A 23,608-nucleotide genomic window follows, 5' to 3' on the forward strand; every position below is an offset into this window, starting at 1 on the left:
CGTCTGCCCCGGCAGCACCGGGGCAGCACCGTTTACGCCTGATCCATCGCCTCAGTCAGTCCCTGATCCTCACCCAGAAACCCGCCACTCTGGTGCTGCCAAAGCCGCGCATAGGTGCCGTTCTTCGCCAGCAATTCGGTGTGGGTGCCTTGCTCAATGATGCGCCCCTCATCCATGACAATCAGTCGATCCATCGCCGCAATCGTCGACAGTCGATGCGCAATCGCGATCACGGTCTTGCCCTGCATCATTTCATCGAGGCTTTCCTGGATGGCGACTTCGACTTCGGAATCAAGGGCGCTGGTGGCTTCGTCGAGCAACAGGATCGGCGCGTTCTTGAGCATCACCCGGGCGATGGCGATGCGTTGGCGCTGGCCACCGGAAAGCTTGATGCCGCGTTCGCCCACCAGCGTGTCGTAGCCGGAGTGGCCCTGGCGGTCGCTGAGCTGGTTGATGAAGCCGGCGGCCTGGGCATTGGCCGCCGCGCGCTGGATCTGTTCGTCGGTCGCGTCCGGTCGGCCGTAGGCGATGTTGTCGCGAATCGAGCGGTGCAGCAGGGAGGTGTCCTGAGTGACCATGCCGATCGCGCTGCGCAGACTGTCCTGTGTCACCCGCGCGATGTTTTGCCCGTCGATGCGAATCTCGCCGCGATCGACGTCATAGAAGCGCAGCAGCAGATTGATCAGCGTGGATTTACCGGCGCCGGAGCGGCCCACCAGACCGATTTTTTCCCCCGGTCGGATGCTCAGGCTCAAGCCGTCGAGCACCTGGCGTTCGCCGTTGTAGTTGAAACTCACGTTGTCGAACTCCACGGCGCCGCCGGAAGGCACCAGCACGCCGGCGTCCGGCGCATCCTGCACCTTGGGGCCACGGGTCAGGGTGCCCATGCCGTCCTGCACAGTGCCGATGTTCTCGAACAGCGACGTCATCTGCCACATGATCCAGTGCGACATGCCATTGATGCGCAGCGCCATGGCCGTGATCGCCGCCACGGCCCCGGTGCCGACTTCGCCCTGATGCCACAGCCACAAGGCGTAGCCGCCGGCGCCCATGATCAGCCCGACCACCAGCGCCTGATTGACGATCTCGAACTGGCTGACCAGACGCATCTGGCGGAAGCCGGTCTGCTTGAAGTCCTCCATTGCCGCCCGAGCAAAGTGCGCTTCACGTTTGGAGTGGGAGAACAGTTTCACCGTGGTGATGTTGGTGTAGGCGTCCGACACCCGGCCCGTCATCGACGAGCGCGCATGGGCCTGTTCCTGGCCGACCTGGCCCAGGCGCGGTACGAAATACAGCATCGCCAGCCCGAACAGCGCGACCCAGGCAATGAACGGCAGCATGAGTTTCAGGGCGAAGCCGCCGGCCAGGGCGATGATCGCAATGAAATAGACGCCGATACCCGGTGCGATTTCGATGACGGTGAACAGCACCTCGCGCACGGCCAGCGCCGTCTGCATCACCTTGGTCGTGACCCGACCGGAAAACTCGTCGGAAAAGAACGAAAGGCTCTGCCGTAGCATCAGCCGATGGAAATCCCAGCGCAGGCGCAGCGGCAGATTGATCGCCAGCACCTGGTGCTGAACCATCGTGCGCAGCGCCACCAGCCCGACGCTGGTCAGCAACACGATGCCGATGCCCCACAGCACGCGGCTCTCCTGGCCGTTCACATCGCCGCCGGCCTGCCAGGTCGAGAGCAGATCCACGACCTGACCCAAAAAGGAAAACAACCAGGCTTCGTAGATCGACACACCGGCACTGAGCAGCGCCAGCGCGAGGATATAACCGCGAGCACCGCGGGTGCAGGCCCACAGGAATCGCGCCAGACCGACCGGCGGTGGCGGCGCTTCGTCGGGCGGGAAGGGGTCGAGCCGTTGTTCAAACAGGCGAAGCATTGGGGGTCTCCGAAATCATCAGTTGCGGGGGATTCTGCCACTTATCGATCACATTGAGGGGCTGCAGGTTCAGCGCATGATCTTTTGAGGGAAAACCCTCATTGTTGTAACGCTGACGCCTTACTAGCATGAACTCCGACGTTGACCCACTCGATGGAGAGCACCATGGCTACCACGCAGACTGACGACAAGCGCCCAACCCCCGATCCGGCCGAGGACAATGCGTTTTTCCCCTCGCCGTATTCCCTCAGCCAGTTTACTTCGCCCAAATCCGATCTCAGTGATGCCGAGTACCCCAATCGTTACAAGGGCGGGCGCTGGAAGATTCTGATGATCGGCGCGGACGAGCGCTATCTGTTGACCGACAACGGCACGATGTTCTCTACGGGCAATCACCCGGTTGAAACCTTGCTGCCGATGTATCACCTCGACAAGGCCGGTTTCGGCTTCGACGTCGCGACGCTGTCGGGCAATCCGGTCAAGTTCGAATTCTGGGCCATGCCCTCCGAAGACGCCGAAGTGAAGGGCTTCTACGAGCAATATCGTGATCAGTTCAAGCGTCCGCTCAAGCTGTCCCAAGTGATCGAAGAAGCGCTGGGCGAAAACTCGGACTACATCGGCGTGTTCATTCCCGGCGGGCACGGTGCGCTGATCGGCCTGCCGGAAAGTGAGGACGTGAAGAAGGTTCTGCAATGGGCCGTCGCCAAGGACAAATTCGTCATTACCCTGTGCCACGGCCCGGCGGCGTTGCTGGCGGCCGGCCTCGGTGAAACAAAAGATTCATGCATCTTCAACGGTTACCGGATTTGCGCCTTTCCCGATGCGCTGGACGCGACAACCCCCGACATCGGTTACATGCCCGGCCACCTGACCTGGAAGTTCGGCGAGCAGTTGCAGGCGCTCGGTGTGGAAATCACCAACCAGGACATTTCCGGGGCCACGCTTCAGGATCGCAAACTGCTGACCGGTGACAGTCCGCTGGCGGGCAACGCACTGGGCAAACTGGCGGCGGCCGCGCTCCTCAAAGAGGTCACGTCGGGGTGAGCTCCGGACCTGCCGAGGCACTCTTGCGCGCCGCCCTCGACATCGAGGCGGCGCAAACGCTGGTGGCGATCCAGAAGGTCGTTCGCGGTTTCGCCGGGGCCTATGGTTACGATCGGTTCGTCCTGTTCTCCGCCACCTCGGCATCGGAGGACGTGGTCGAGCGCATTTACTGGGTGGAAGGCGACTGGTTTGGCGACGGCATCGCTGTCGACGCCCAGACCTACGTTCAGCGCTGCCCAGTGACTCGCCACCTGTTGGACGCCCGCGAATCGTTCTTCTGGAGCAAGGTGCAGGAGCAGAGCGGCGAACTGTATCGGCTGGTTCGCGTGCCCAGTGGCTCTGGTGTGCATGGCTTGCAGATTCCGGTCTTCGGCCCGCAAGGGCTTGAAGGCGCCATGAGTCTGGGCGGCGAACAGATCGATGCCTCGGCGCGGGTTCGTCTGGCGCTGGGCATGCTCGCCTCGGTGGCGTTTTTCTCCGCCCGACGCTTGCTCGAAGCGCCGCTGGACGAGACGGCCGGAAAACTCTCGACCCGCGAGCGCGAAGTGCTGGCGTGGGTTGCTGCCGGTCGCCGGCAGGCCGACATCGCCGCCACACTGGGCTTGTCCGGGCGCACGGTGGAAAATCACCTGCGTTCGGCGCGTCGGCATCTGGGCGTGGCCACCACTGCTCAGGCCATCAAAATTGCCATTCGCAAGGGTGAAATAAAGGGGTGAGGTTCTCACTCTGCCGGTGCCGTGCTTGAACGGCTGCGCAAAACTCCTATGATGCAAAGGGCCTGCGCCGGCTGTCTGCAACCGGCTTCGCCCCCTACGTTTTTTAGAGAGATCGATCCTCGTGGAGTCTTTTCCGGACGCATTGCACGAATCCCTCACGACCGAATTCATTTTTGGACCGTTCTGCGTCGTTCCAGGCAAACGTCTGCTGACCCGCAACGGGGTGGCGGTCGAGATCGGCGGACGGGCGCTGGATCTGCTGATCGCCTTGCTCGAGCAGCCGGGGCGGGTGCTGTCCAAGTACGACCTGATCGACAAGGTGTGGCCCGACAGTGTGGTGGCCGAAGGCAGTCTGCGTTTCCATATGACCGGCCTGCGGCGGATTCTCGGCGATGGCGAGGAGCAGGCGCGTTACATCGCGACCCAGGTGGGCGTGGGGTATGCCTTCGTCGCGCCGCTGGAAAGAAAACAGACCGCTGTGCCCCCGGCGCCCATCGCGACCCGAGCCACAGAGGGCGTCTGCAGTCTGCCGCCACGGGCCAGACTGATCGGCCGCGAGACCGATCTGCAACTGGTCATCGACCATATGCAGCAACCGAGGCTGTTTACCATCGTCGGCCCCGGCGGCGTCGGCAAGACCAGCCTGGCCATCGAAGTGGCGCACCGCATCGCCGCCCAAGGCTATGAGCGCGTCAGCTTCGTCGATCTGGCACAAGTGGAAGACTGCGCGCTGGTGCCATCGGCACTGGCCCGATCGCTGGACATCCCGGTGCAGGCCGAAGACCCGATGTTCGTCCTGCTGGCGCATTTGCGCGAGCAGCGGTTGATGCTGGTGATCGACAATTGCGAACACCTGATCGACGCGGTCTCGATCCTTCTGGAACAGATCAGCGATACCGCGCCGGATGTTGGTGTTCTGGCGACCAGTCGCGAGCCGCTGCGGGTGCGTGGCGAATACGTGCACTGGCTCAATCCACTGGAATTTCCCCGTGAGCCGCAACACCTCTGCGTTGAGGAGTTGCTGGCATTCCCGGCCATCAAGCTGTTTGTCGAACGCGCGTCGTTGAGCAATGCCACGCTGCTGCTGGAAGCGGGCGGCGGGCAAATGATTGCGGACATTTGCCAGCGGCTGGAGGGCATGGCGCTGCCGATCGAGCTGGCGGCGATGCGGGTCGCCAGCCACGGATTGAAGGCCACCCACGCGCTGCTCGGCGAGCGTTTTTCGCTGGGCTGGTCGGGACGCAGGACGGCGGTGCCGCGCCATCAGACCCTGCGTGCCATGCTCGACTGGAGCTATGACCTGCTGTCGCCGCAGGAGCGTCTGGCGCTGGAGCGGTTCTCGGTCTTCGTCGGGCCGTTTTCCCAGGAAGCCGCCGCTCAGGTGGTGGCCGAATCACAACATGAAAGCGCTGCGGCGGCTGCGATTCTCGACGATCTGGTGTGCAAGGGACTGGTCACGGTCGATCACAGTGACTCGACGGATTCGTATCGCTTGCTGGAGATGACGCGCGCCTACGCCCGGGAGAAATTGACAGCGCGGGGAGAGGCCGAGGTCAATGCGCTGGCGTTCCGGCACGCGGCGTTTTACATGGATTTGCTTGGGCATCTGGGAACTTCCCCCGACGAAATTTTCCGTCACTCGGCGCGTCTGACCAGCCAGTTGGGCAACGTTCGCGGTGCGCTGGAATGGAGCTTCGGGCCCCACGGCGATCCCGGGCTGGCGTTGCCGCTGGCGGCCGCGAGCGCGCCGTTGTTCCTGCATTTTTCATTGCTGGTCGAGTGCCGCACTTGGTGCTCCCGGGCGGTGGAACTGCTGGAGCTGGGGTACTACGGCACGCCCACCGAGATGGAACTGCAAGCCGCGCTCGGTCTGGTGCTGATGTTCACCCGAGGCAACAGTGAAGCTGCCGAAAAGGCTTTGCTCCGGGCGCAGGACATTGCCGTCGCGTTGAACGACTACGGCTCACAATTGCGGCTGCTGGGCCGCTTGCAGATCTTCTACGAGCGCATCGGTGATTTCCCGTCGTCGCTGGCCTGGGCGGAGCAGGCCGCCGTGGTCGGCAACATCCTCAACGAGCCTGCCGCCATCGCGATTGCCTCATCGCTGACCGGCATCTCCCATCACTTGCTCGGCAACCAGCGTCTGGCCCGCCAGGAACTGGAAAGCTCGCTGCGCAACAGCTTGCCGTCCCATCCCAGCAACACGATTTACTACGGCTTCGATCACCGCAATCGCACGGGGCTGGCGCTGGCGCGTTCACTCTGGCTGCAGGGCTATCCCGATCAGGCCCGGCGCTTGGCCGAGCAGATCGAGGCCGAAGCATTCGCGCTGCAGCATCCGGTCACTTACTGCATCGCCATGGTCTGGATTTTGTGCATCTATATCTGGACCGGTGATCTGGCGAAGGCCACCGCGAGCCTCGAGCGGTTCCGCGCCATCGCCGAAACCAACGCGCTTGGCCCTTACATTGCCGCCTGCCACGGGTTGCGCGCGGCGATCGCCATCCGCGCCGAGGAGCCGGGGGATGCAGTTGCCATGCTGGAAGAAAGTCTGGCGCGGTTGCGCAGCATGCGTTACGAACTGCTCACGACCTCATTTGAAATCGCACTGGCCGAAGGCCTGATGCTGGCGGGCGAACACCAAAAGGCACTGACGCTGGTTGACGGCACCATCGCTCACTGCCGGCAAAGCGGTGATGCCTTTGCGCTGCCGGAGTTACTGCGGATCAAGGCCGGTATTCTCAAGGTCATCCAGGCCGAAGATGAACAAGTCATGCTGGCCGTTCTTGAGGATTCCATCGCGTTGAGCCGCGAGCAGGGCGCCTGGGCGTGGGAGTTGCGGTCAACGATGGATCTTGCCCGCTTCTGGCTTGAACAGGGTCAGCCGGATCAGGCCCGGACGTTGCTCGGCGCCTGTCGCGAGCGGGCTTCGGAAGGCTTCGACAGCCTTGACCTGCGTCGGCTGGAAAGCTTCTGGCAGAGCCTGCCCGCTACTCCGGCGTAATCAGGGCGGCCATTTTCACCAGGTCCGCCAGCGAACGGGCCTTCATCTTGCGCATGACCTTGCCGCGATGGGCCTTGACGGTGATTTCGCTGATGTTGAGGTCGGCGGCAATCAGTTTGTTGAGTCGCCCGCTGACCACCGAAGCCATGATTTCCTGCTCGCGCGGCGTCAGGGTCTTGTAAGCCTCAAGCAGTGCACGCAGATTCTTTTCTCCCTCCAGCGCCACACGACTGCTTTGCAGCGCATCGGCCATGGCGCCGAGAATCACGTCGTCGTTGAACGGCTTGGTCAGAAACTCCACCGCACCGGCCTTCAAGGCCCGCACCGTGCGCGGAATATCGCCGTACCCGGTGATGAAGATGATCGGCATGTTGTGGCGTTCATCGGCCAGGGCGGTCTGCAGATCCAGGCCGCTCAGGTCCGGCAGGTTGATGTCCAGCACCAGACAACTGGGCACCAGCGCCCGGGGCGCGTCGAGAAAATCCTGGGCGGACTCGAACAGTCGTGGTTGCCAACCGGCGAAGCGGATCATCAGTTCCAGCGACTCGCGCACGGAAATGTCGTCATCGACAACGAAGACGACGGGCGTGACATCACTCATCGGTAATGCTCCACGGGAAGGGGCGATTGCGTTGTTCGCGTTCAACATGTCGATTCCTTGTTCTGTTCGGCTTCACGCTCAATCGAGGGGCAGGGCGGCGCTCAGGGCCTTGAGCAATTGGGCTTCGCTGAACGGTTTGAACAGGCACTCGACCGCGCCACTGTTCAGCAGCTTCGCCTGTTCGCTGGCGTCGCCGTGCGCGGTGATGAAAATCACCGGAATGCGATAGTCACGCCGAAGCAGCTCCCGTTGCAGATCAGGTCCCGACATGCCGGGCATGGCCACGTCGAGAATCAGGCAATGGGTCAGGTCCAGATAGGGCGATGCCAGAAAAGCCTGCGCCGAGGCAAACGCCTGGACGGCAAAACCGAACTCCTTGATCAGGTCTGGCAGTGATTCACGAACCGATTCGTCGTCATCGACCACCGATACGAGCAAAGGCGTACCCATCAATCATTCTCCACGGTGCGATCGGCGAGGTCGCGGTTAGCGGTTTGCGGCAAGTCCGTCGAACTCGGGATGGCAAAGGTAAACGTCGCACCCGGTCCGTCGTTGGCGCTGGCCCAGAGTTTGCCGTCGTGGCGTTCGATGATCGAGCGACTGATGGACAGACCGACGCCCATGCCCGAGCTTTTGGTGGTGTAGAACGCATTGAAAATGCGCTCGATGTCCTGCGGATCGACGCCGTTGCCGCTATCCTTCACCGCCAGGTAAACGCTCTCGTCCGAGCCCAGACCGGTGCTGACGATCAATTGCCGGGGCCGGCCGTGGACCGCACTCATGGCCTCGGCGGCATTCATGATCAGGTTAAGGATCACCTGCTGCAGCTGGACCCGGTCGCCTCTGACCAGCGGCAGGGCTTCGGCAAATTGCGGATGCAGCACCACGCCGTTGCGTTGCAGTTCGCCCAGCAGCATGGCGATGACTTCCCGTGCCGCGTCATTCAGATTGACGTCCTCGATCGTGATGCTTTTTTTCGAGAACAGCGCCCGCAGTCGATTGATCACATCGGCTGCGCGATTGCCATCGCGAATGGTGCGGCGCGCGGTTTCCCGGGCGCCATCGACATTCGGCGGGTCGGCGCCCAGCATCCGCAGGCAGGTGCTGGCGTTGGTGATGATGCCGGCCAGTGGTTGATTGACCTCATGGGCAATCGACGCCGTGACCGCGCCGAGGCTCGCGACCCTGGCCAGATGCGTCAGTTCCGAGCGCGCCTTGCTCAAGACCTCTTCGGCGAGCCGGCGCTGGGTAATGTCCTGCAGGGCGGCGATGTATTCGAAACCGTCCGGCGCATGGGGGATCGAGTGCGCCACCAGTCGCACGTATTTCACCGTGCCGTCGGGCATCAGCAGCCGGTGCTCGTGTTCGAAGTCGCGCCCCTTGCGGCGTTGACGCTTGATCATTTCCCGATGACTAGAGATATCGTCCGGGTGCACGCGGCGATAGATCGCCTCGAAACCTGGCGGCGTGTCCGGGTCCAGTTCAAGGATGCGGTAGACCTCGTCCGACCAGGTGATTTCGTCGGTGCTCACCCGCCAGGAAAAAGTACCGGTGGCGCTCAGGCGTTGGGCCTTGGCCAGAAAGACTTCCGCCCGTTTACGGTCTTCGATGTCGGTGTTCTCGCCATACCAGCGCACGACCCGCCCCGTATCGTCGCGCTGGGGCACGGCGCGGATCAGAAACCAGCGGTAAATGCCGTCGAAGCGTTTCAGTCGAGCCTCGTATTCGCCGGCGCTGCCCGATTGCAGAAGCGCTTGCCAATAGCCTGCCAGCCCTGGTGCGTCGTCCGGGTGGATGGACGCTGTCCAGCCATCACCGCAGGCTTGTTCGAGGGACATGCCGGTGTAATCGCACCAGCGTTGATTGACGAAACCGACGCTGCCTTCCGGTGAGGCACTCCAGACAAAACCGGGAACGGCGTCGATGATCCCGCGCAGACGTTCTTCCGACGCACTGACTTCGGCCAGAGCACTGGCGATCAAGGCCTTGTCCCGCCGGCGCTCATCAATATCGACTTGCAGCACGCACCAGCGCGTGATGGTGCCTTCGCTGTCTCTGATCGGCAGGCCGCGCACATGGAACCAGCGATAGACACCGTCTGCGCGGCGAATGCGATGCTCGATCTCGTAGGGGGTGCCGGTGCTGACTGAATGCATCCAGGCGGCGATGACCGAGGGCAGGTCGTCCGGGTGCACGGTTTCGCCGGCCTGCCATTTTTTCAGTTCATGGAGAGGGGCGCCGATGTAGTCCATGATTTGCCGATTGACCTGTTCCAGTTCACCGGACGGCGTCATGAAGGCGACCATGGCCGGGATGCTGTCGATGATCGAGTCGACCCCCGGCGCTGGCATGGTCGCGTCACTGCTGCGGTCTGGACCGTCCTCGATGACGCGCTCCTGCTCGTTCGTCATACCGATTCTCATTGTGTGCAGTCACCGTTGAACAAAGATGCGCCTTCTGCTGGCACTCGCCCATCATACTTTGGTGTCGCCTGTAGCGAATATCGGTTGCCGTCGCACACTGCGACGGGCATCACAGTGGCGCTTTTGTAAGCCACTGTATCTACGGCCCTTCGAGCCATACAAGCATGCAAATGAGCCTGTTCGCGAAACTGCGCGGATACACCACCCGCTCACTCTTGGCCCTGGTTTCAACGTCCTTCGACGTTGAGTGAAAGCAACGTGACGTCCGCGCTCCTGCCTCCCGAAAGGCAGCAGGACCGGTCGTCCCGATGACAGGGCAGAACATTATGAAAGCAGTGGTAATCGAGGCCTTTGGCGGGCCTGAAGTGTTGACGGTACACGACATTCAACTGGCAGAACCAGGGCCCGGGCAAGTCTTGGTCAAGGTCATGGCGGCGGGTATCAATTTCATGGACACCGGTGTCCGACGCGGGCTCGGCGGCGCCTGGGAGTTGCCGCTGACGCCGGGTGCGGAAGGCGCCGGCATCGTCCTCGCCACCGGCCCGCAGGTGACGGAGTTCGCTATCGGTGATCGCGTGGCCTGGCATTACGTACCGGGCAGCTACGCCGAACAGGTGATCGCCCCGGTCAGCCAGTTGGTGCCGTTGCCGGATGATATCGACTTCAGCACCGCTGCCAGCCTGATGATGCAGGGCCTGACCGCCAGCAATCTGGTGGACAAGGTGCATGCGATCCAGCCGGGTGACGTGGCCTTCGTGCACGCGGCGGCGGGGGGCGTGGGGCTGATGCTGACTCAGTTGATCAAGTTGCGGGGCGGCAAGGTCATTGGCCGGGTGTCTCACGCCGACAAGATAGAAGCGGTGCTCGCGGCCGGGGCTGACTATGTCGTGATCGGGCGAGCGCAAAACATTGCCGGACAGGTCATGCGCCTGACCGACGGGCAGCGGGTGAATGTGGTGTACGACGGCACCGGCGCGGAAGGGTTCGCCGATTCGCTGGAGATGCTGGATTATTTCGGCACCCTGGCCTTGTACGGACCGTTCATGAATCCGACACCGCCGATCGATATCTTCAGCATGCCGCGCAGCATCAAGCTGTCGTATCCCTCGGTCATGCACTACGTGCGCAACCGCGAAGTGCTGCTGGAAAAGTCCCGGCAACTGTTCGCGTGGGTCAGTGCCGGCAAACTGAAAGCCGTGATCGGCAAGCGTTATTCACTGGATGATGCGCAACAGGCCCATCGCGATATCGAGTCGCGCAACACGACGGGCAAGCTGATCATCGTCCCTTGACGCCACGCCAGATCAGCAGGGCCGCCAACACCTGGCTAGCGGCGAAAAACGTGAACAGGTGTTGTGCGGTCCATCCGGCATCCAGCAGAAAACCGGCGACCAGCGGCGAAATGATCGCCCCCAGACGCCCCGTCGCCAGCACCACTCCGACGCCGGTCGTGCGAACCGAAGTGCAGAACGCTTGGGGGGCCAGGACATACAAAGCCGCGACTGCACCATTGAGCATCAGCCCCAGCGTGACCGCCACGAGTGTCGCCAGACCGGGGACGCGAGTGGCCGGCAGCATCAATGGCAGCAGGGCGGCGTTGAGCAGCAGAAAAGCCGATAGCAAACGTCGGCAGCCGTAACGATTGGCCGCCAGACCCAGAAGCAGGGCGCCGAGCATGCCCCCCAGCGCCAACAGCATCCCGATCCGGGCGCCTTGTTGGTCGGTAAAGCCATTGTCGACCAACAGGGCCGGCGTCCAGCTCATCACGAAGTAAAAGCAGAACATCAACAGAAAGAGTGCCAGTGCCAGCGATAGAGTTTGTTGCCATTGACCGGGCGAAAACGGCCGGCTGACGTCGTCAGGCGACAAGGGAGGAATAGGCGCGCGGTGTTCAAGTGCCAGAAATGACGGCGATTCTCGCAGCCAGAAGACACCGACCAACGCCGCCGCCAGCGTGATGCAACCCCCGGCCAGAAAGACATAACGCCAGCCCATGACATCATTCAGCACATGCGCCAGCACACCGCCCAGACTGGCGCCCATGGCGAAGGCGAGGGATTGCAAAGCGATGGCCAGGTTGCGCCGCTGCGGGCCGGCGTGCTCGAACGTCAGCACATTCGCCCCCACCAGCACCGCCCCCGTGCCGATGCCGGTCAGCAAACGCAGGAACATCAACACGTGATGATTCGGGCTCCAGAACGACAGCAACATGCTCAGACCACTGAGCAGCAGGCCGGCGAGCAATAAAGGCCTGCGCCCGAAGCGGTCGGCCCTGGGCGCGGCCAGCAGCGAACCAAGCGCCATCCCGACCAGGCTTGCGCTCAACAACAGGCCCAGTTGCGCGCCGCTCAACGCCCACTCGGCTGCAACCCGGCTGGCGGTGAAGGCCATGGCCATCACGTCCAGCCCGTCGATCACGTTGAACAGCATGCACAGCCCGATCACCCACCACGGCGAAGTGGTCGATGGCGTACTGCTCAGGCGTTCGAGCGCTGTTTCCCCACGCATCCGCGATCCTTGTTCCGCTCTGTGATTCAAATGGGTCTTTTCCCCGCCGCATTCTGCCCGTTAAGCGCTGCTGAGTTCGAGCGCGATTTTGTGCGCCAGGCCTGCGCGTCATACCAAGGTATCGACCGACACCATCGTGTAATCGCCCCGGTGCCAGCGCAGTGGTCTGATCCGATTGGCGATGCCTTTCGAATAATGACTACAAGGAGATCCATCATGGTTGCGGTTTCGTCCGGTCTTACCTGGCGCCATTGCCTGGCGTCATCCATCAGGGGCGGCGCGCTCGGCGTTGCCGTACTCGCTGGCAGCAGCGGCGCCTGGGCCGCGACCCCGGCCGCGGATCCGGAGCAAGCCATTCGCCCGTACACCATCCATGTGGACGAAGCGAAGTTGAGCGATCTGCGCAAACGCATCGCCGACACTCGCTGGCCGGACAAGGAAACGGTCAGCGACGTGTCCCAGGGTGTGCAACTGGCGCAGGTCCAGGCGTTGGTGAAGTATTGGGGTGACGGCTATGACTGGCGCAAGGCCGAAGCCAGGCTCAACGCCTTGCCGGAGTTCGTGACCACCATCGACGGCGTCGACATCCAGTTCATCCACGTGCGTTCGCGCAATCCCAACGCCATGCCGCTGATCCTTACCCATGGCTGGCCGGGTTCGCAGTTCGAATTCTTCAAGACCATCGGCCCGCTGACCGATCCCGTGGCCTATGGCGGCAAGGTCGAGGACTCGTTCGACGTGGTGATCCCGTCGATTCCCGGCCATGGTTTCTCCGGCAAACCGACCGAGCTCGGCTGGGGCCCTGACCGGGTGGCGAAGGCCTGGGATGTGTTGATGAAACGCCTGGGTTACAGCCATTACGTGTCCCAGGGCGGCGATCACGGTTCGGTGATTTCCGATGCGCTGGGTCGTCTGGCACCGCCCGGTTTGCTGGGTATCCACCTGAACATGCCGGCCACCGTGCCGCCGGAACTGGTCAAACCGATCAACAGCGGCGACCCGGCCCCGGCAGGGCTGACCGCGCCGGAGGTGACGGCCTTCAATTCGCTCAGCCAGTTCTTCGGCCGCAACGCTGCCTACGGCGCGATGATGGTGACCCGACCGCAAACCATCGGTTATCTGCTGGCCGATTCGCCCGCCGGCACGGCAGCCTGGATGTACGAAAAATTCGCCGCGTGGACCGACAGCGACGGTCAGCCCGAGAAGGTCCTGAGCCGCGATGAAATGCTCGACGACATCAGCCTGTACTGGCTGACCGACAGCGGGGCGTCGTCCTCCCGTTTCTACTGGGAGAACAACAACAATAACTTCAGCGCCGCCGCGCAGAAGACTGCCGACATCAAGGTGCCGGTGGCGATCACCGTGTTCCCCCACGAAATCTACCGGGCGCCGAAAGTCTGGTCGCAGCGCGCCTATCCGTCGCTGGCCTACTTCAGTGAAGTCAGCAAGGGCGGTCACTTTGCGGCATGGGAGCAACCGCAACTGTTCAGCGAAGAACTGCGCGAAGCCTTCCGGCCACTGCGCGCGGCGGCGCAGAAAACCGCTGCGCAGGCAGCCCGCTAGCCCTGCAATCCGCAAGCCCTTTAACCCCAAGCCCGGAACCGCCGCCCGGCGGTTCACGAGGGAGACTCGGCATGACTGACTCTAACGCTGTAACCACATCCCGGCGCGTGCTCGCCGGTTCGATCCTGGCGCTTGCGCTGGGCATCGCCTCGGCATACGCCAGCGCCGCCGAAGTGCCCGCCGGCAAGATCGACGCCATTACCGCCGGCACCCACGTTTCGTTCGGCGCGCTGAAACACGTCAAGGCCGGACTGCTGGACGTGTCCTACGCCGAAGTCGGTCCCGCCGACGGTCCGGTGGTCATCCTGCTGCACGGCTGGCCCTACGATATTCACAGCTACACCGATGTCGCCCCGGCGCTGGCGCAGAAGGGCTATCGGGTGCTGATTCCCTACGCGCGCGGTTATGGCGACACGCGTTTCCTGTCTGCCAAAACCGTGCGCAACGGCCAGCCGGCGGCGCTGGCCAAAGATCTGATCGACTTCATGGACGCCCTGAAGATCAAGCAGGCCGTGCTTGGCGGCTATGACTGGGGCGCGCGTACCGCCGACATCGTTGCAGCGCTCTGGCCCGAGCGGGTGAAGGCGCTGGTGGCGGTGAGCGGTTACCTGATCGGCAGCCAGGAAGCGGGCAAGACGCCGCTGCCGCCGGCGGCGGAGTTGCAGTGGTGGTATCAGTTCTACTTTGCGACCGAGCGTGGCCGTCTGGGCTATGAAAAGAACACCCACGACTTCGCCAAACTGATCTGGCAGCTGGCCTCGCCGAAATGGAGCTTCGACGACGCGACCTACGACCGCAGCGCCGCCGCGTTGCAGAACCCGGATCACGTCGCCGTGTCGATCTTCAACTACCGCTGGCGCCTGGGGTTGATCAAAGGCGAAGCGCAATACGACCCGCTGGAGAAAAAACTCGCGGCATTTCCCTCGATCAGCGTGCCGACCATCACTCTGGAAGGCGACGCCAATGGCGCGCCGCACCCACCAGCCGAGGCCTATGCCAAACGCTTCACCGGCAAATACGAATATCGGCTGATCAGCGGCGGCATCGGCCACAACCTGCCTCAGGAAGCGCCGCAAGCGTTCGCTCAGGCGGTGATCGATGCCGATCATCTCTGACTGCTGGCCTGAGGGGATCCGACCATGAAACTCAACCATTGGGCCGTGTTGCCAGCGGCGATTGCGATCGCGGCACTGGCGGCCACCGGTGTCGCGTTGGGCGAGGCCGATGACGGCGATGCCTCGCCGATCTACGGTGTGAAGCTGCCGAAAAACTATCGCCAGTGGGCGCTGATTGCCCCGGCCCAGGAAGCCGCGCCGCTGGATGAACTGCGCGCGGTGCTGGGCAATGACCGGGCGATCAAGGCTTACCAGAGCAAGACGCTGCCGTTTCCCGACGGCACGGTGCTGGTGAAGCTGGCGTGGAAACACGTGCAGTCGCCGGAGTTCGAGCCGGCCTCGATTCCGGGGGCGGCCACCACCGTTCAGGTGATGGTCAAGGACTCGCGCAAATACGCTTCGACCGGTGGCTGGGGATTCGGCCGGTTCATCAACGGCAAACCCGCCGATGAAGCCCAGCACCAGACCTGCTTTGCCTGCCATCAGGCGCGGGTGCAGAACCACGATTTTGTCTTCACCCGATACGCCCCCTGAACCCGTCATACGAGGAACATCCACATGAAAAAAACACTGACTGCACTCAGCATTGCCGTTGGCCTGTGTCTGGGTGCCAATGCCTTCGCCCAAACCGCCAAACCCACGGTCGTGCTGGTGCACGGCGCGTTCGCCGACGCGTCGAGCTGGAACGGCGTGGCGAAGATTCTCGAGAAGGATGGCTACACGGTGATCGCCGCCGCCAACCCGTTGCGCGGCGTCAAAAGCGATGGCGCAGCGGTATCGGCCTTGCTGAGCAGCATCCAGTCGCCGGTGGTGCTGGTCGGTCATTCCTATGGCGGGAACGTCATCAGTGATGCGGCCAACGATCATGCCAATGTCAAAGCGCTGGTCTACGTCAGCGCGTTTGCCCCAGAGGCCGGTGAAACCGTCGCCGGGCTGGCCGGCAAGTTTCCCGGCAGCACCCTCGGGCCAACACTGGCGCCACCCGTTGCGCTGGCCGATGGCGGCAAGGACTTGTACATCCAGCAGAGCAAGTTCCATGACCAGTTCGCCGCCGATGTCCCGGCTGCACAAGCGGCGCTGATGGCGGCTACTCAACGTCCGGTCACCGAAGCGGCGCTGAACGAGCAGGCCGGAACGCCGGCCTGGAAGCACATTCCGTCGTGGTACATCTACGGCGACAAGGACAAGAACATCCCGCCCCAGGCGATGGCGTTCATGGCCAAGCGTGCAGATGCCAGGGCCGTCGAGGTGGTCAAGGGCGCCTCGCACGTGGTGATGGTGTCGAACCCGGCACCGGTGGCGCGGCTGATTGAAAAAGCCGCGGCGGCCAACTGAAACCCTGCGACGTGCCGAGGCGCGTCGCAGGTCTGTCACCCCCCGCTCAGGCAACGGACACCTGCGGCGAAGTTGCCGGTGCCAGTCTGAGCAGGGGCGTGATGCCGAGCATCAACAGCAGTACCGCGAACAGCAAGGTGTACGCCGGGCCATAGTGTCCGGCGTATTCGCGCAGGGCACCGAACAGCAACGGCCCGAGCGCGGCGATCAGGTAACCGATGAACAACATGAACACCGTCCACAATCCGGCCTGTTCGCTGGTGCGGGCGTGATCCAGCGGCAAGGTCATGGCCACGGTGAAACCCATGCCCAGGCCGATGGCCGCGAGCACCACGTAGAGCATCGGCCAGTACGCCGGCAGGAACGCCATCCCGCCCACCCCGAGCAGGGCCAGCAACGCCGACAGCCCAAGCAAACCGCGCCGGTCGTGGGCCTTGCCCGGAATCAGCCCCGCACCGACGCTGGCCACGGCGAACACCGCCGTAAAAATGCCCAGCAGGACGCCCGGGGAAACACTCGATGTGGCCGCTTCCACCGAGGCGGGCGCCATCCAGGCGAAGAGGGCATAGACCACGAATTGCCCGGCCCCGAAATTCAACGCGATCAGCCAGGCCTGCGGATTGCCCCAGGGCAGGCGTTTGCTCGGGCTCGATGGCGATTTCACGGTGGGCGCCGGTGTCGCAAAACGGCGTGCCATCCACACCCAACTGGCGATGGCGGTGAGGCACAGCACGCTCCAGAACCCGGCGCTGACCCGCCAGTCCTGCGCCAGCTCGGCAATCGGTGCGCTGAGCACCGCCGCGAGGGTCGCGCCCAGACTCAAGCCGCCGCCATAGATGCCCATGAACAGCGCCGGGCGTTGCGCAAAGTGAGTCTTGATCCACGCGCCGGTCATCGCGCCGGCAACCGCAATGCCGATGCTGGCAAAGAACGTACTGCCGAGCAGGAAGAATGCATTCGGCGAGATCGCCCGCAACAAGGTCGAGGCGCCCAACAACGTCAGGGCGACCACCACACTGCGATCGATCCCGAAGCGCCTGGCCAGGCTCGGAACCACCAGCGCGAACACACCCATGCACACGTCAGGAATCGAGGTCAGCAGCGCGGCCTGGGTGTAGCTCAACTGAAAGTGCTGCTGGATCAGTAACAGAATCGGCCCCACCGAAATGATCGGCGGCCGCAGGGCGATGGACAGGATCAGCAGGCCGATCACCGCCGTGACGCTCTGCTGGTGGCCGGAGAGATTGCGGGTGATTGCCATGGGAAAGGCCTCATTGATGAACAATGAGCGCAAGGCTAACAATGGACCGGCCATGGCAAATGCCAGGATTAGTCGCCAAAGTGACAATCGCCGCTTTAACACGATCAAGGTCTGTTTTCAGGAGAAAGCACTCGATGAAACAAGAGGTGCGCAAGGTCGTCGCAAAGCGAGAATCCGCGCCGCGCAGCGAACGTTATCCCGACTATCAGGACGTGCCGCGAGTGATGACCGTGCTGGTGCGTGATCAGGCCACCGGCGAATACAACGAGCCGCACGTGCATCGGCACGGGCAGTTGCTGTATGCCTCGAACGGCGTGATGCGGGTGGCCACCGAGCGCGGGTTGTGGATCCTGCCGCCGAAGCGCGCGCTGTGGATTCCGCCCGGAATGATCCACGACCAGTTGATGCTCAGCGCGGTCAAGATGCGCTCGATCTACATCGAGCCGCAAGCCTGCGCAGAGCTGGGCCATCACTGCAAAGTACTGGAGATCCCCGGACTGCTGCGCGAGTTGATTCTGGCCCTGGCCGAGCAGCCGATCGAATACCCGCAGGAAGGTCGCAACGCGCACATCGTGGCGTTGATACTCAGTGAATTGAAGGGAGCCCGGACGTTGCCGATCGAAGTGCCATGGCCGGTCGACCGGCGACTGGTCACGGTGTGCGAGGCGATTCTGCAGGACCCCGGACAAGACCATTCGATCGGCTATTGGGCCGACCGGGTCGGCGCCAGTTCGCGCACGCTGATACGCCTGTTCGTCAATGAAACCGGTCTGAATTTCCGCCACTGGCTGCAGCAGGTACGGCTGGCGACCGCTATCGATCGGCTCGACAAGGGGCAATCCGTCGGGGTGATTGCCCGGGATCTGGGCTACTCCAGCCAGAGTGCCTTCAGTGCCATGTTCAGACGGGTGATGGGCGAATCGCCCCGTGAATTTCTCGTTCGCGATTAGCGCGTTTCGGCGATTCCGATACCTTCGTATTCTGTCGTCGAAGGGAGGCGGGTGGTATCAATGACACTGCTGTTGCAGGTGCACTGAACACCCAGCCTCGTTCCGCGAGGAACCTTCGAAGAGTGAGAATCCTGATGCTTTTATACCTATCGACCTGGTCCGAAATCGCCCAATTCCTCGAACGCAGCCGCACCATCGTCATCCCGATCGGTTCCAACGAACAGCACGGGCCGACCGGCCTGCTGGGCACCGACTGGATGTGCCCGGAAATCATCGCCCATGAAGCGCAGAAAAACGCCGACATCCTGATTGCCCCGACCTTCAACATCGGCATGGCGCAACATCACCTCGGCTTCCCCGGCACCATCTCGCTCCGGCCTTCGACCTTCATCGCCGCCATCGCCGACTGGACCCGTTCGCTGGCCGCCCACGGCTTTGAAAAGATCTTTTTCCTCAATGGCCACGGCGGCAACATCGCGTCAATCGAAGCGGCATTTTCGGAGCTGTACGCCGAAGCGAGTTTCGCCCGCCGCAAGGTCGGGTTCGCCCTGAAGCTGTGCAACTGGTGGGATCTGGAAGGGGTGAACGAGCTGGCCCGTGACCAGTTCCCGACCGGCCACGGCATTCATGCCACGCCTTCGGAAATCGCCGTGACCCAATGGGCCTACCCCGATTCCATCAAGTCGGCCGACTATTCGCCGCAGATCGCCAATTGGGGGCCGATCCGGGAAGCGGCGGATTTCCGTGCCCGTCACCCGGACGGCCGCATGGGCTCGGACCCGGCCCAGGCTTCGCCGGAAAAAGGCCGGCAACTGGTGGAAATGGCCGCTCGTGGTCTGGTCCAGGAGGTGCAAGCCTTCAGCCGTGAATCATTGCCCGACTGAGCCGTCGCCCTGACTAACGCCCGGATTTTCCGGGCGTTGCTGTTTCAACCCTTGGGAAAATCGCCATGTGGACTATCAAGCACAGCTACATCGATGGTGCGTTCGTGCCCGTTCAGGGCCGTGAAACGATCGAATGCATCAATCCGGCGACGGAATCCGTCATCGGCACGGTCACCTTGGCCAATCGCGAGGATGCCAGGCAAGCCATCGCCGCCGCCAAGCGTGCGCAAATCACAATGGGCCGGACCTCGAAAGCCGAGCGCATCGACATGCTCAGGCGCCTGCAGGCGGCGGTGCTGGAGAGCACCGAAGAGATACGCGACACCGCCATCGAGGAATACGGCGCACCGTTGGCACGTGCGCAATGGGTCAGCCAGTACGCCTCGCAATCCTTCGTCAACGCGGCGCAGATTCTCGAAAACTACGAGCTGGTGCGGCCTGTGGGCCGTGCAAGCGTCGTGATGGAACCGGTTGGGGTATCGGCATTGTTCGCGCCCTGGAACAGCACCGCCGGTACGGTGTGCAGCAAACTGGCGGCGGCGATTGCTGGCGGCTGCGCCTCGGTCATCAAGCCGAGCGAACTCAGCCCGTTGCAGACCCAGGTGCTCGCGCTCGCCTTGCACCGTGCGGAACTGCCAAACGGGGTGATCAATATTGTCTCGGGCCGTGGCGGCGAAGTGGGCGACGAGATCAGCACCAGCCCGCACATTGCGAAGATTTCGTTCACCGGTTCCACTGCCACCGGAAAACTCATTGCCCGCGCGGGTATCGAGACCATGAAGCGGGTGAGCCTGTCGCTCACCGGCAAGTCGGCGTCCATCGTGCTCGACGACGCGGATCTCGACGCGGCCATCCCCATGGCGCTGAATGCCGCCTTCATGAACAACGGTCAGGCCTGTGTCGCCGGCACGCGGCTGTTGGTGCCGCGCGCGTTCCTGCCGCAGGTGATCGAGCGGGTAAGAGCCTTGGTCGACGCCATAGTGGTCGGTAATCCCCATGATCCGGCGACGGCCATCGGCCCGTTGGTCAACCAGGCGCAGTTTGATCGCGTGCAGGGCTTTATCCGGCGCGGGCTGGAGCAGGGGGCGCGATTGATCGTCGGCGGGGAGGGCCGGCCTGCCGGGCTGAGCCAGGGCTATTTCGTCAAGCCCACGGTGTTTGCCGAAGTCAGCAACGACATGGACATCGCCCGGGAAGAGATTTTCGGCCCGGTGCTGTCGATCATCGCCTACGACGACGAGGAAGACGCCATCCGCCTGGCCAATGCCAGTGTCTACGGTTTGCAGGCCTATGTGTTTACCCGCGAGGTCGAACATGGCCGACGCATCGCTGCGCGGCTGGAGGCCGGTTCGGTGCTGATCAACCGGATCGCACCGGAGTTGCTTGCGCCGTTTGGTGGGGTCAAGCAGTCGGGGATCGGCAGGGAATTCGGGATATCGGGACTGGAAGCGTTTCTTGAAGCGAAAAGCATCGTAGAGGACTGACGACGACAGCAGGGCAAACAGGATCAATCCTGCTTGCCCTGCTTACGTCGTTATGGATCAGCTTAGTGCTTCGATGGCCTGCGCAACGCCTGCACCGTACGCCGGATCGGCACGGGTGCAGTTATCGATGTGGCGTTGCCGGGTCTGGGCACTGGCGCCATGGATCGAGCGCGCGGTGTTCTCGAACAAGACCTGTTGCTGGGCGGGGGACATGGCCCGGAACAGCGCGCCCGGTTGCGAGAAGTAGTCGTCGTCCTCGCGGTGATTCCAGTGCCCGGCGCTGCCTTTGAGGGCCAGCGGTGGTTCGCTGAAATCCGGTTGCTCGGCCCACTCGCCATAGCTATTGGGCTCGTAGCCGATTGTGCTGCCCGCGTTCGCATCGGTGCGCATCTGGCCGTCCCGGTGATAGCTGTTGACCGGGCAGCGCGGGGCGTTCACCGGAATCTGATGATGATTGACGCCGACGCGATAGCGCTGCGCATCGCCATAGGAGAACAGGCGCGCCTGGAGCATTTTGTCCGGTGAGAAGCTGATGCCGGGCACCACGTTGGCCGGGTTGAAGGCCGCCTGTTCGACGTCGGCGAAGTAGTTGTCCGGGTTGCGGTTGAGTTCGAGCACGCCGACTTCGATCAGCGGGTAATCCGCGTGGGGCCAGACTTTGGTCAGGTCGAACGGGTTGATTGGGTAGGTCTCGGCGTCCAGCTCCGGCATCACTTGCACGTAGAGCTTCCATTGCGGGAAGTGCCCTTCCTCGATGGCGTTGTACAGGTCGCGCTGGGCGCTTTCGCGGTCATCGCCGATCAGCGTCGCGGCCTGTTGATCGGTCAGGTTCTCGATGCCTTGTTGGGTCTTCCAGGTGAACTTCACCCAGAAACGCTCGTTCGCCGGGCTGATGAAACTGAAGGTGTGGCTGCCGAAACCGTGCATGTGGCGGTAGGTGCGCGGCAGGCCACGATCGCTCATGACAATCGTGACCTGGTGCAACGCCTCCGGCAGCAAGGTCCAGAAATCCCAGTTGTTGCGGGCGCTGCGCATGTTGGTGCGCGGGTCGCGTTTGACCGCATGGTTGAGGTCGGGGAATTTCAAAGGATCGCGCAGAAAGAACACCGGCGTGTTGTTGCCCACCAGGTCCCAGTTGCCTTGCTCGGTGTAGAACTTGATGGCGAATCCACGGATATCGCGCTCGGCATCCGCCGCGCCACGTTCGCCGGCCACGGTCGAGAAACGGACGAACACATCGGTGGTCTTGCCCACGCTGGAAAACAGCCTGGCCTTGGTGAAACGGGTGATGTCGTGGGTCACGGTGAAGGTGCCGAACGCGCCGGAACCCTTGGCGTGCATGCGCCGCTCGGGGATGACTTCCCGATCGAAGTGCGCCAGTTTTTCCAGTAACCAGACGTCCTGTAACAGCATCGGGCCTCTCGGGCCGGCGGTCTGTACGTTGTTGTTATCAACCACGGGCGCGCCCGCGGCAGTCGTCAGCTTGTTCATGCGCAACTCCTGGCTTTTGTCGGTTTCCCGTCATCACATCAAAAGCCCCGGGCGCGATCTATTGCACCATGGTGTCGCCGGATCGTACGAAGGTGTGGTTGGAAGACGCTGTGTTTTGGTGTCGGCGGGGGCTGGTCAGGCGAGGATGATGCTGACCTTGATGTTGTTGCGTGTGGCCTTGGAGTAGGGGCAGTTCTGGTGTGCCGCGTCGATCAGTTGCTGCGCCACTTGCGGTTCGATCTCCGGCAGTGACACTGCCAGTTTCGCTTGCAGGAAGAACCCGTGCTCGCCGTGGAGCAGGTCGATTTGAGCATCCACCCCGGCCATGGCCGGAAAAACGATCTTGCGCGCATTGCAGGCATGGCGCAGCGAGCCGAGGAAACAGGCTGACCAGCACACGGCGAACAATTGCTCGGGGTTGGTTCCGGTGCCGGGCGCACCCGGTGGCGACAGCTTGAGATCCAGTCGGCCATCGTGACTGCGTCCTGTGCCCTCGCGGCCGCCTGTGGTGCAGGTGTGCGCGGAGTAGAGGGTTTTTTCGATATCGATCATGGGCATTCCCTGAAGGGCATTTCACAGCGTGGAGGGCGGTTCATGTGGCCCGAGTGGGTTCATGACATTCGCGTGCCGACGCACCCGCCAGCGCGTCGGCCACGGCGTCAGCGCCGCGATGGCCAAGATTGTGGAGCAGGGTTGAGCGGGCGATCTCGATCAGCCAGGCGCGAAACGGAAAGCTCGGGTCATGGGCGGCCTGTTCCTGATAAAGCGCCCTGAAGGCCTGCTGAACGAGGCCGCCGGTGTCTTCACGACGGATCCGCCCGGCTTGCACCTGACCTTCGTAAAAGGCGATGAGCAACGGCGTCACCGTCGCGAACAGCTGTTGCGCTTCACTTCGGCCATGGCGGACGGCGCCCGCGACCAAGGCATACAGTTCGTCGTTGCCGAGCCGGTCGGCCTCGCACAGGCAATTGTGGCGATAACCTTCAGCCATGGTCGAATCCCTCGCAAAACCATCGTTCGACTGAGCGCCGCGACCGAAAAGGTTCGCAGGTGGCCTGGCGTTCAGCGGTGAGATTCAAGCCTGCCTTCACCGCTGAATGACTGCCAGTTATGCGTTGTTAGCGCTTGTTAGCGCCCGGAAACTGCGGTGACTATTGCGCTGGCCAGTCGGCATTTTGCGCGGGTTTTCGACGATCGGCGCCTGCCAGGAACAGAGGCTGGATTCTCGGCATTAATGACATCTCTGTCCCTTTGCCATCGTCTCGATCAGGTAGGAAACGTCCGATATTTATTTCGCAAATTTCCTACATTTTGTTTGCCTCCCTAACAAAAAACGT

At 62.7% G+C, this 23,608-nt stretch carries 20 protein-coding genes; 11 read left to right on the forward strand and 9 right to left on the reverse strand.

Going from position 1 to position 23,608, the window contains the following annotated elements:
* Positions 1-32: 32 nt before the first annotated feature.
* The gene (locus tag CAF77_RS22795; protein WP_085655427.1) at positions 33-1,892 is read right to left on the reverse strand and encodes an ABC transporter ATP-binding protein; all 1,860 of its coding nucleotides are present in this window, start codon (positions 1,890-1,892) and stop codon (positions 33-35) included.
* A gap of 165 nt (positions 1,893-2,057) precedes the next feature.
* On the opposite strand from CAF77_RS22795, the gene hchA reads away from it, so the two are divergent.
* The 3 genes from hchA to CAF77_RS22810 all read left to right on the forward strand — a co-directional run bounded on the left by hchA (position 2,058) and on the right by CAF77_RS22810 (position 6,656).
* A complete protein-coding gene (gene hchA, locus CAF77_RS22800; RefSeq protein WP_085655426.1) occupies positions 2,058-2,936 on the forward strand; it encodes a glyoxalase III HchA in 879 nt (292 codons plus the stop codon).
* The gene (locus CAF77_RS22805) at positions 2,933-3,652 is read left to right on the forward strand and encodes a PA1136 family autoinducer-binding transcriptional regulator (protein WP_085655425.1); all 720 of its coding nucleotides are present in this window, start codon (positions 2,933-2,935) and stop codon (positions 3,650-3,652) included. The genes hchA and CAF77_RS22805 overlap by 4 nt, the downstream gene beginning before the upstream one ends.
* Before the next feature lie 121 nt (positions 3,653-3,773).
* Entirely contained in the window at positions 3,774-6,656 is a 2,883-nt protein-coding gene (locus CAF77_RS22810; RefSeq protein WP_085655424.1) for a winged helix-turn-helix domain-containing protein, read from the forward strand.
* Here CAF77_RS22810 and CAF77_RS22815 read toward each other — a convergent pair.
* The 3 genes from CAF77_RS22815 to CAF77_RS22825 all read right to left on the reverse strand — a co-directional run bounded on the left by CAF77_RS22815 (position 6,643) and on the right by CAF77_RS22825 (position 9,668).
* Entirely contained in the window at positions 6,643-7,257 is a 615-nt protein-coding gene (locus CAF77_RS22815; RefSeq protein ID WP_085655423.1) for a response regulator transcription factor, read from the reverse strand. The two genes, CAF77_RS22810 and CAF77_RS22815, sit on opposite strands and share 14 nt — an antisense overlap.
* A 78-nt stretch (positions 7,258-7,335) precedes the next feature.
* Positions 7,336-7,707 carry a response regulator gene (locus tag CAF77_RS22820; RefSeq protein WP_085655422.1) on the reverse strand — a complete coding sequence of 124 codons (372 nt, stop codon included), beginning with the start codon at positions 7,705-7,707 and terminating at the stop codon, positions 7,336-7,338.
* Complete coding sequence (locus CAF77_RS22825; protein WP_256576173.1) at positions 7,707-9,668, reverse strand: PAS domain-containing protein; 1,962 nt, start codon at positions 9,666-9,668, stop codon at positions 7,707-7,709. The genes CAF77_RS22820 and CAF77_RS22825 overlap by 1 nt, the downstream gene beginning before the upstream one ends.
* Before the next feature lie 338 nt (positions 9,669-10,006).
* Between CAF77_RS22825 and CAF77_RS22830 the strand changes: the two genes are divergently transcribed.
* On the forward strand, positions 10,007-10,972 hold the full coding sequence (locus CAF77_RS22830) for a quinone oxidoreductase (protein ID WP_256576172.1): 966 nt from the start codon (positions 10,007-10,009) through the stop codon (positions 10,970-10,972).
* Here the strand turns inward: CAF77_RS22830 and CAF77_RS22835 are convergent.
* Positions 10,959-12,188, reverse strand: a complete 1,230-nt coding sequence (locus tag CAF77_RS22835; protein ID WP_085655419.1) for an MFS transporter — start codon at positions 12,186-12,188, stop codon at positions 10,959-10,961. The genes CAF77_RS22830 and CAF77_RS22835 overlap by 14 nt on opposite strands.
* Before the next feature lie 216 nt (positions 12,189-12,404).
* Between CAF77_RS22835 and CAF77_RS22840 the strand changes: the two genes are divergently transcribed.
* From CAF77_RS22840 to CAF77_RS22855, 4 genes are all read left to right on the forward strand, one after another.
* Positions 12,405-13,751, forward strand: coding sequence for an epoxide hydrolase family protein (locus CAF77_RS22840; protein WP_085655418.1), 1,347 nt, complete (start codon positions 12,405-12,407; stop codon positions 13,749-13,751).
* 71 nt (positions 13,752-13,822) lie between these two features.
* Positions 13,823-14,866: an alpha/beta fold hydrolase gene (locus CAF77_RS22845; RefSeq protein WP_085655417.1), complete on the forward strand. Its 1,044-nt coding sequence runs from the start codon at positions 13,823-13,825 to the stop codon at positions 14,864-14,866.
* A 24-nt stretch (positions 14,867-14,890) separates the two neighbouring features.
* Complete coding sequence (locus CAF77_RS22850) at positions 14,891-15,400, forward strand: cytochrome P460 family protein (protein WP_085655416.1); 510 nt, start codon at positions 14,891-14,893, stop codon at positions 15,398-15,400.
* 24 nt (positions 15,401-15,424) lie between these two features.
* Entirely contained in the window at positions 15,425-16,201 is a 777-nt protein-coding gene (locus tag CAF77_RS22855) for an alpha/beta fold hydrolase (RefSeq protein WP_085655415.1), read from the forward strand.
* A gap of 46 nt (positions 16,202-16,247) precedes the next feature.
* Here CAF77_RS22855 and CAF77_RS22860 read toward each other — a convergent pair whose 3' ends face one another.
* Positions 16,248-17,462 (reverse strand): CynX/NimT family MFS transporter, encoded by a 1,215-nt coding sequence (locus CAF77_RS22860; RefSeq protein WP_085655414.1) that lies wholly within the window; start codon positions 17,460-17,462, stop codon positions 16,248-16,250.
* A gap of 134 nt (positions 17,463-17,596) precedes the next feature.
* Between CAF77_RS22860 and CAF77_RS22865 the strand changes: the two genes are divergently transcribed.
* The 3 genes from CAF77_RS22865 to CAF77_RS22875 all read left to right on the forward strand — a co-directional run bounded on the left by CAF77_RS22865 (position 17,597) and on the right by CAF77_RS22875 (position 20,780).
* Positions 17,597-18,412 (forward strand): helix-turn-helix transcriptional regulator, encoded by an 816-nt coding sequence (locus tag CAF77_RS22865; protein WP_085655413.1) that lies wholly within the window; start codon positions 17,597-17,599, stop codon positions 18,410-18,412.
* A 134-nt stretch (positions 18,413-18,546) separates the two neighbouring features.
* A complete protein-coding gene (locus tag CAF77_RS22870; RefSeq protein ID WP_085655412.1) occupies positions 18,547-19,296 on the forward strand; it encodes a creatininase family protein in 750 nt (249 codons plus the stop codon).
* 65 nt (positions 19,297-19,361) lie between these two features.
* On the forward strand, positions 19,362-20,780 hold the full coding sequence (locus tag CAF77_RS22875) for an aldehyde dehydrogenase family protein (RefSeq protein ID WP_085655411.1): 1,419 nt from the start codon (positions 19,362-19,364) through the stop codon (positions 20,778-20,780).
* 57 nt (positions 20,781-20,837) lie between these two features.
* Here the strand turns inward: CAF77_RS22875 and CAF77_RS22880 are convergent, their stop codons facing one another.
* The 3 genes from CAF77_RS22880 to CAF77_RS22890 form a co-directional block, all read right to left on the reverse strand.
* A complete protein-coding gene (locus tag CAF77_RS22880) occupies positions 20,838-22,271 on the reverse strand; it encodes a catalase (protein WP_085655410.1) in 1,434 nt (477 codons plus the stop codon).
* A gap of 135 nt (positions 22,272-22,406) precedes the next feature.
* Complete coding sequence (locus CAF77_RS22885; protein WP_085655409.1) at positions 22,407-22,823, reverse strand: organic hydroperoxide resistance protein; 417 nt, start codon at positions 22,821-22,823, stop codon at positions 22,407-22,409.
* A 40-nt stretch (positions 22,824-22,863) separates the two neighbouring features.
* Positions 22,864-23,262, reverse strand: a complete 399-nt coding sequence (locus CAF77_RS22890; protein ID WP_085655408.1) for a hypothetical protein — start codon at positions 23,260-23,262, stop codon at positions 22,864-22,866.
* Positions 23,263-23,608: the final 346 nt, after the last annotated feature.

Origin of the sequence: Pseudomonas sp. R15(2017) (genome assembly GCF_002112685.1) — a bacterium.
GTDB classification, from domain to species: domain Bacteria; phylum Pseudomonadota; class Gammaproteobacteria; order Pseudomonadales; family Pseudomonadaceae; genus Aquipseudomonas; species Aquipseudomonas glycinae.

Excerpts from the sequence above, each read along its gene's own strand:
- CAF77_RS22795 (WP_085655427.1), bottom strand. The coding sequence starts at position 1,892 with ATGCTTCGCCTGTTTGAACAACGGCTCGACCCCTTCCCGCCCGACGAA.
- hchA (WP_085655426.1), top strand. The coding sequence starts at position 2,058 with ATGGCTACCACGCAGACTGACGACAAGCGCCCAACCCCCGATCCGGCC.
- CAF77_RS22815 (WP_085655423.1), bottom strand. The coding sequence starts at position 7,257 with ATGAGTGATGTCACGCCCGTCGTCTTCGTTGTCGATGACGACATTTCC.
- CAF77_RS22820 (WP_085655422.1), bottom strand. The coding sequence starts at position 7,707 with ATGGGTACGCCTTTGCTCGTATCGGTGGTCGATGACGACGAATCGGTT.
- CAF77_RS22825 (WP_256576173.1), bottom strand. The coding sequence starts at position 9,668 with ATGACGAACGAGCAGGAGCGCGTCATCGAGGACGGTCCAGACCGCAGC.
- CAF77_RS22830 (WP_256576172.1), top strand. The coding sequence starts at position 10,007 with ATGAAAGCAGTGGTAATCGAGGCCTTTGGCGGGCCTGAAGTGTTGACG.
- CAF77_RS22835 (WP_085655419.1), bottom strand. The coding sequence starts at position 12,188 with ATGCGTGGGGAAACAGCGCTCGAACGCCTGAGCAGTACGCCATCGACC.
- CAF77_RS22840 (WP_085655418.1), top strand. The coding sequence starts at position 12,405 with ATGGTTGCGGTTTCGTCCGGTCTTACCTGGCGCCATTGCCTGGCGTCA.
- CAF77_RS22845 (WP_085655417.1), top strand. The coding sequence starts at position 13,823 with ATGACTGACTCTAACGCTGTAACCACATCCCGGCGCGTGCTCGCCGGT.
- CAF77_RS22850 (WP_085655416.1), top strand. The coding sequence starts at position 14,891 with ATGAAACTCAACCATTGGGCCGTGTTGCCAGCGGCGATTGCGATCGCG.
- CAF77_RS22855 (WP_085655415.1), top strand. The coding sequence starts at position 15,425 with ATGAAAAAAACACTGACTGCACTCAGCATTGCCGTTGGCCTGTGTCTG.
- CAF77_RS22860 (WP_085655414.1), bottom strand. The coding sequence starts at position 17,462 with ATGGCAATCACCCGCAATCTCTCCGGCCACCAGCAGAGCGTCACGGCG.
- CAF77_RS22865 (WP_085655413.1), top strand. The coding sequence starts at position 17,597 with ATGAAACAAGAGGTGCGCAAGGTCGTCGCAAAGCGAGAATCCGCGCCG.
- CAF77_RS22870 (WP_085655412.1), top strand. The coding sequence starts at position 18,547 with ATGCTTTTATACCTATCGACCTGGTCCGAAATCGCCCAATTCCTCGAA.
- CAF77_RS22875 (WP_085655411.1), top strand. The coding sequence starts at position 19,362 with ATGTGGACTATCAAGCACAGCTACATCGATGGTGCGTTCGTGCCCGTT.
- CAF77_RS22880 (WP_085655410.1), bottom strand. The coding sequence starts at position 22,271 with ATGAACAAGCTGACGACTGCCGCGGGCGCGCCCGTGGTTGATAACAAC.
- CAF77_RS22885 (WP_085655409.1), bottom strand. The coding sequence starts at position 22,823 with ATGATCGATATCGAAAAAACCCTCTACTCCGCGCACACCTGCACCACA.
- CAF77_RS22890 (WP_085655408.1), bottom strand. The coding sequence starts at position 23,262 with ATGGCTGAAGGTTATCGCCACAATTGCCTGTGCGAGGCCGACCGGCTC.